The following is a 7,408-nucleotide window of genomic DNA, read 5'->3' on the forward strand; positions in this document are numbered from 1 at the left end:
TAAATTTCTAATAACAAGTAAATAACCATCTTCAACAGTTATTGTACATTCATCTTCTAGCATCACATTTGAAATCCCTAGAGGTGATAAATAAGTTACCCTCGCATTATCTAGAGGGTATTCCAACTTTTCTAAAGTAACTCCTAATGCATCTTTTTTAAGTGCTACTATAGAAATAGTATCTCCTCTTCTACCTTTTATAGTTTTTTTACCATTGTGTACTATAAAAATTTCCTCTTCACTAGTCAATATTCTAGGTTCTATTCCCATCTCATAAACATGGTACATAAAACCTATATTTGCAAGAGCATGATCCATACGCCCACCTAAAGCTCCTATAAAATCTATCTGTGTAGCATCTAAACTCTTAGCTAGATGAACGCATATTTCTGAATCTGTCTGATCCTTATGAGTAGGGAACTTCTTGAATATTATATCATGAGCTTCGTAATGCTTTATAAGCGGTTCGTCAATAGAATCTAAATCACCTATTACATAATTAGGCAAAATTCCCATATTATTTAAGTGATTACAGCCTCCATCTGCGCCTATAATATAATCGTAGTTTTCTCTCTCAATTATTTCTTTTGTCAACTTATAATTATTTACAGTTCCATTTAGTACTATACAAACTTTCATGTTAAAATCACCTTACTTACTAGCATTTTCTCTAAGTGATTTTACAGCTTCATCTATGTCATCAGTATTAAATATAGCTGAACCTGCCACTATGACATTAGCACCAGCATTTACTACTTCAGATATATTTGATGGTTTTACTCCACCATCGACTTCGATGTCTATATCAAGTCCCATTTCATCTATTAAAGATTTTAATTCTTTTATTTTTTCAGTTACTACAGGTATATACGATTGTCCACCAAATCCTGGGTTTACAGACATCAAAAGTACCATATCCACGTCTTGTAATACGTATTTTATAGTGTCTATTGGAGTTGCAGGATTTAGTGCCACACCAGCCTTTATTCCATGTGATTTTATATTTTGGATAGTTCTATGTAAATGTCTACATGCTTCTTGATGGACTACTATTATATCACATCCAGCATCTACAAATTGTTTTATATAGTTGTCTGGATTTTCTATCATAAGATGAGCATCAAACACCATATCTACATCTTTTCTAAGTGATTTTACTATTCCTGGTCCTAGTGTAATATTTGGTACAAAATGTCCATCCATTACATCTATGTGTAAATATTCACATCCTGCTTTTTCTACTTTTTTTACGTCTTCTAATAATCTTGCGAAATCTGCTGATAAAATTGAAGGTGCTAATTTAACCATTTTTTAATATCTCCTTTTCCCTTGTCTTATTTCATTTAATAATTGTATATAGCTTTCATATCTTTCTTTTGGAATTTCTCCATTTTCAACTGCTTCTTTAACTGCGCAATTTGGCTCATTTTCATGAATACATTTTGAGCCAAATTTACAGCCGTCGTACTCTTCAAATTCGATAAAATATTCCTTTAATTCTATATCATCTATATCGTCGAGTGTCAAAGAGCTAAATCCAGGTGTATCTGCAACAAGCCCTCCAAATTCAAGTTCAAATAATTCTGCATGTCTAGTTGTATGTCTACCTCTTTTTATTTTGTCACTTACATCACCTGTTTTTAATTTGAAATTGCTGTCTATCTCATTTAGTAGGCTTGATTTCCCCACTCCTGATGGACCTGCAAATACCACAGTATTGTCTTTAAGCTCTTCTTTTACTTTATCTATATTTATTTTTTCAAAATTACTAACGCCTATTACTTTATATCCACAAGGCTCGTAGATATTTTTTATTTTTTCAAAAGTATTGTCGTCGTCTAAATCTATTTTTGTAAGTACTATTACAATTTCTAGATTTTCTCTCTCTGCTAGATATATAAATCTATCTAATAAAGATAAATGAGGTGTTGGATTTTTAACAGCAAAGACTATCAATGCCTTATTTACATTTGCAATAGGAGGTCTAACAAGCTCTGTCTCTCTCTTTTGTATTTCCTCTACTACACCCTTTTTATTTTCTTCATCTACTATACTAATTTTTACGCGGTCTCCAACTAGAGGAGTTATTTTATTTTTTCTAAAAATACCTCTAGCCCTACATTCATAAAGACCATTTTTTGTTTCTACGTAGTAAAAACCTCCAATACCTTTTATTATCCTACCGTCTATCATTAAAGCCCTCCTAAATATTTATCAATTTTCTAAATTAAATTTATTCATATTCTATATAATTAATCTTGTCTATAACTCAATCGCTTACTCCAGAACTTTGACCAGTATTGCTATCTGGATCCTCTGGGGTATCTGGTTCATCCGGAGTATCTGGAGTATCTGGATTATCTGGTTCATCTGGATTATCTGGTTCATCTGGAGTGTCTGGCTTATCTTGATTATTGTTATTATTGTTATTGTTGTTGTTCGTATTATTATTGTCATTATCGTCGGTTGCACTATTATCTTTAGGCTTTTTACCTTTACTTATAACTAAATCAATTTTTGTGTTTTCAAGAACTCCACTCGCTCCTGATACTGGACTTTGTGTTATTACAACACCTTCCTCGTAAGATTCACTATATTGATAGCTTCTAGAACCTACTTTTAAATTATTTTGTTCTATAAGTTTTTTAGCTTTTTCATACGTAAATCCTATACAGTTTGGAACAGTAGCTTCTTTTCCACCTAAGCTCACAACTACATTTATAGTATCTCCAGGTTCTACTTGACCAGTTTGTGGAGATTGTGATATTATACGACCCTTTTCAACATCTGCACTGTATTCTTCTGATTGTTGTAAATTAATGCCTAATTCACTCGCCTGTTTATTAGCATCATCTATGGATAATCCTACAAAATTAGGAACATCAAATGGTTCAACTTGATCTTGATTGTTAATTCCTGAAGATCCAACCAATCCCTTAAGTGCTGATGCCCCTACGAATAAAACACCTACAACTGCAACTAAAGCTAGTAAACCGATTACTACTTTTTTATTAGATTTTTTCTTTTTGCTTTTTTTCTTTGTGCTATTTTTATTGTGTTTACTAGATTTTTTTCTAGGTCTTTCTTCTTCGTAGTAGTCATCGTCGTCCTCGTCATATTCTTCTTCATAGTCTTCTAGATTTTCTTCATAATAATTTTTATTTTTACTTGGATGATAATTCTTAGATTTTGCAAGCAATTTGTCTTGGTCTATCTTTTGAGTCACGTAATTATCGTACTCTTTTATAAAATCTAAGTCTATATTTTTTTCTATGTATTCTATATCCTCTATTACTTCTTCTGCGCTTTGATATCTGTCTTCTGGAGACTTTTCAGTTAATTTACTGATTAAAGTTCTCACGCTGTGAGGTATTTTAGTCTTTTCCTCTTGTGTAAACTCAATATCTTCGTTTATATGTTGAAGCGCTATAGATATAGGGCTATCTCCTCTAAATGGAACTCTACCTATTATCATCTCGTATAACACTATACCTAGTGAATATAAGTCAGCATTTTTTGCTACCGGTTGTCCTTTAGCTTGTTCTGGAGAAAAATAATGCACAGAACCTATTATACTTCCTATATTCGTAATTGTTGAATTTGAAACAGCCTTAGCTATACCAAAATCAGCAACCTTAACCTGTCTACCTTCATTAGATATCAATATATTATGTGGCTTTATATCTCTGTGAATAACTCCCTTTTTATGTGCAGCACTTAAAGCCTGAGCTATTTGCTTAGTTATATCAAGGGCTGTGTATTCATCTAAAACTCCTTCATTTTTTATTATTTCCTTTAAATTTTGCCCATCTACATACTCCATTACTATATAATGGACCTTATCTTCTTGACCTACATCGTAAACATTTACTATATTAGGATGTGTTATATTTGCAACAGCTTCTGCTTCTCTTTTAAATTTAGCTAAAAATTCTGCATCATCTGCAAATTCCGGTCTTAAAACCTTGACAGCCACAATTCTATTTAAAAGCTTATCTTTAGCTTGATAGACAAAAGCCATCCCTCCATCGCCTATTTTTCTAATAATTTGATATCTATTACCTAAAATTGTTTCTTCCACACTCTCACCATCCTAACTCTTTTCAATTACTATTACAGATACGTTATCTTTTCCTGAAGTTTCATTCGCAAAATCTATTAAATTTTGTGCTACTTTATCTAAATCGTCGTCACTTGATAAAAGCTCTTTTATTTTATCATCTACAACATATCCTGTAAGTCCATCAGTAGCTAATAAAATTTTATCGTTTGGTTGCAATTTTTCTCTAAATATATCTACTATAACCATCTCATCTGTACCCATGGCTCTAGTTATATGATTTCTTATAGGATGTGTCATTGCTTCTTCTTCAGATATAATATGCATTTTGACTAAATCCTCTACTACAGAATGATCTGTAGTTATACGTCTTAAATCATCTTCTCTAAGTATATAGCATCTGCTATCTCCAACATTTGCAATGTACATATCGTCATTGTAGATGACTACAGTAACTAAAGTTGTTCCCATTCCATAAAAGGTTTCATCCTCTTTAGATTTTTCATATATTTTGCAATTAGCATAGTTGTACGCTTGTTTTATAACATCATCGAAATAATCTATTTTTATACTTCCTGATTGAGATAAATTTTGAGATAAAAAATCTATTATACTATTTACTGCCATTAAACTAGCCACTTCACCTTTATTGTGGCCACCCATTCCATCAGCTAAAGCAAATATCCCTATTTTTGTATTATCATCTTTACATATGATTTTAGCATCTATAAAATCTTCGTTGTTTTTTCTAACCTTGCCTATATCCGACGCCAAACTAAAAATCATATTGTTACCCCCTTTTTCTACTTGTGCTTCCTTCTCAATTGTCCACAAGCTCCTCCTATATCAGATCCCATGGAAATTCTTACAGTAGTTGGTATATTATTTTTTTCTAAGGCATCTCTAAACTTGTAAATATAAGTTTTGTCTGGTCTTTCAAAATCCCTTTCTTCGACTTTATTTATAGGAATTAAATTTACATGACATAGCATTCCTTTTAAAAGTCTACTTAGCTCATCAGATTCAACCTTAGAATCATTTACTCCTTTTATCAAAGAGTATTCAAAAGTTACTCTTCTATTAGTTTTGTCTATATAGTTTTGACATGCCTTTATCAAATCTTTTACTTTATATTTTTTGGCGACTGGCATTATTTCAGCTCTCTTATCGTCAAAAGGAGAATGTAGAGATAATGCTAAATTAATAGGTATATTTAAATCTGCTAATTCATACATCTTCGGTATTAGACCACAAGTCGAAAGAGTTATATGTCTATATCCTATGTTTAGACCATTTTTCTCGTTTACAATTTTTAGAAATTGCTTAGTGTTTTCAAAGTTATCTAGTGGTTCTCCACTTCCCATCAATACTAAGTTAGAAACTCTCTTTCCTGTGTCCTCTTGAATTTTCATTATTTGATCTAAAATTTCCCAAGGCTCTAAATTCCTGATAAGTCCATCCATAGTAGATGCACAGAATTTGCATCCCATTCTACATCCCACTTGATTAGATATGCATGCTGTAACTCTGTCTTCATATTCCATCATTACTGATTCTATTATATTACCATCATTTAATAAAAATAAATACTTTTTAGTTTTATCTACTTTAGATTTTAACACCAATTCAGTTTCTAGGTTACCTATATAAGAAACTTTTTCTAATTTTTCTCTCAAAGTCTTAGGAATATTTCTCATGTCGTCGAAGGTTTTAGCGCCCTTGTATATCCATGAAAAAACTTGACTTCCTCTAAATGGCTTTTCACCTATTTCCTTCATAAATTCTTTTAATTCTTCTTCAGTAAAGTTTTTCAAGGCTACTTTTTTATCTTCCATATTTTTACCTACCTTACTCTCTTTAATTTAGCTATAAAAAATCCATCCATGCCGTGTACATTTGGATAAATTTTTATATAACCTTTTTCTTCATTTTCTAAATCTATATTTATATTTTCGATTTTATCGAGTTCAAATCTCTTGTTGCTTTGTAAAAAGCTCTCCACTACTTCTATATTTTCGTTATCTTGAACTGTACATGTGCTGTAGACTAATGTTCCACCTACCTTAACATACTTGGAAGCATTTTGAAGTATATCTTTTTGTAGTTTAGGAAGGTCTTTGACCTCTTCTTTTTGTTTGTACTTAATCTCTGGCTTACGTCTTATTATTCCTAGACCTGAGCAAGGTACGTCTGCAAGTACATAGTCGAATTTATCTACGCTGTCTTTGTCTAATTTAGTCGCATCAAATAATTCTACATCTACGTTTTTTAGTCCAAGTCGTTTTACTGAGCTTTTTATTAATTTTATTTTGTGCTCATATATATCTCTAGATACTACATGTCCAGTGTTGTTCATAAGTGTAGCTATATGAGTAGTCTTTCCTCCTGGGGCACTGCATACATCTAGTACTTCGCTACCTTCCTTAGGATTTAATACCTTGGCAACTAGCATAGAGCTTACATCCTGTACTGTGAAAAATCCTTTTTTGTATAGCTCGTTGTTTTCTATATTTTTAAGGTTATTTACCTTTACAGCTTCTTCTAAAAAAGGTACCTTTTCACAGTTAACATCTTGCTCTTCTAGTAATTTTATTAATTCATCTCTAGTCGTCTTTAATGTATTTACTCTCAAATACATACTAGGTTTTTCGCTATTAGCTTCTAATAAATCCTCTGTGAATTCTCTTCCAAAATGGCTTATCCAGTTTCTAATTATCCATTTGTCGTATGAATATTTAGTAGATAGATTGTCTACTGTATCTTTTATTTTAACTTCTCCAATAGTGTCCTTTTGTCTTATGACATTTCTAAGGACTGCATTTACAAATCCTGAAGATCTATTGTCTAGTTTTTTCACTAGGTTTACAGTTTCATTGACTGCTGCATAATCTGATACACTATCTAAAAATAAAATTTGATAAATTCCCATTCTAAGAAGTATTTTTACCTTTGTATTTAATTTATTTGTCTTTATTTTTGATAATTTATCTATTATATAATCTAGGTAAATTTTGTTTTCTACAACTCCGTATACGATTTCTGTCGCAAAGCCTCTATCTCTACTATCTAGATTACAATCTTTAAAATGCTTATTTATAGCCATATTTGAGTAGTTTTGATTTTTTTCAATGTCAAATAAAACCTTATAAGCTAAATTTCTCGATTTCATAAAAAATTTCTCCTTAATCAAATTAAGGGCGTGTCACAAAATAAATTTTGATAATCGCACTCTGCAACACTCCCTTATTATATTACCATATTTTTGGCCTAATCATCTCTTCTGTTGGCAATTGTAATTAATCGTAATAATTGAAGTACTGCTGTAGCTGCTGCTGCAACATAAGTAGA

The 7,408-nt window shown here is 31.4% G+C and carries 7 protein-coding genes; all 7 read right to left on the reverse strand.

The features are described 5' to 3' along the window. Window positions 1–639 (reverse strand): thiamine diphosphokinase (locus tag MR593_RS01685; protein WP_290686301.1); only part of this gene is annotated, 639 nt, incomplete at its 3' end. A 12-nt stretch (window positions 640–651) separates the two neighbouring features. Next, a complete protein-coding gene (gene rpe, locus MR593_RS01690) occupies window positions 652–1,308 on the reverse strand; it encodes a ribulose-phosphate 3-epimerase (protein WP_290686303.1) in 657 nt (218 codons plus the stop codon). A 3-nt stretch (window positions 1,309–1,311) separates the two neighbouring features. After that, the gene (gene rsgA, locus MR593_RS01695; RefSeq protein WP_290686306.1) at window positions 1,312–2,193 is read right to left on the reverse strand and encodes a ribosome small subunit-dependent GTPase A; all 882 of its coding nucleotides are present in this window, start codon (window positions 2,191–2,193) and stop codon (window positions 1,312–1,314) included. A gap of 76 nt (window positions 2,194–2,269) precedes the next feature. After that, a complete protein-coding gene (gene pknB / locus MR593_RS01700) occupies window positions 2,270–4,081 on the reverse strand; it encodes a Stk1 family PASTA domain-containing Ser/Thr kinase (protein ID WP_290686309.1) in 1,812 nt (603 codons plus the stop codon). A gap of 12 nt (window positions 4,082–4,093) precedes the next feature. Then, window positions 4,094–4,846, reverse strand: a complete 753-nt coding sequence (locus tag MR593_RS01705; protein WP_290686312.1) for a Stp1/IreP family PP2C-type Ser/Thr phosphatase — start codon at window positions 4,844–4,846, stop codon at window positions 4,094–4,096. A 17-nt stretch (window positions 4,847–4,863) separates the two neighbouring features. After that, the gene (gene rlmN / locus MR593_RS01710) at window positions 4,864–5,895 is read right to left on the reverse strand and encodes a 23S rRNA (adenine(2503)-C(2))-methyltransferase RlmN (RefSeq protein WP_290686315.1); all 1,032 of its coding nucleotides are present in this window, start codon (window positions 5,893–5,895) and stop codon (window positions 4,864–4,866) included. An 8-nt stretch (window positions 5,896–5,903) separates the two neighbouring features. After that, the gene (rsmB, locus tag MR593_RS01715; RefSeq protein ID WP_290686318.1) at window positions 5,904–7,229 is read right to left on the reverse strand and encodes a 16S rRNA (cytosine(967)-C(5))-methyltransferase RsmB; all 1,326 of its coding nucleotides are present in this window, start codon (window positions 7,227–7,229) and stop codon (window positions 5,904–5,906) included. Window positions 7,230–7,408: the final 179 nt, after the last annotated feature.

Source organism: Intestinibacter sp. (genome assembly GCF_022780145.1).
Classification (GTDB): domain Bacteria; phylum Bacillota; class Clostridia; order Peptostreptococcales; family Peptostreptococcaceae; genus Intestinibacter.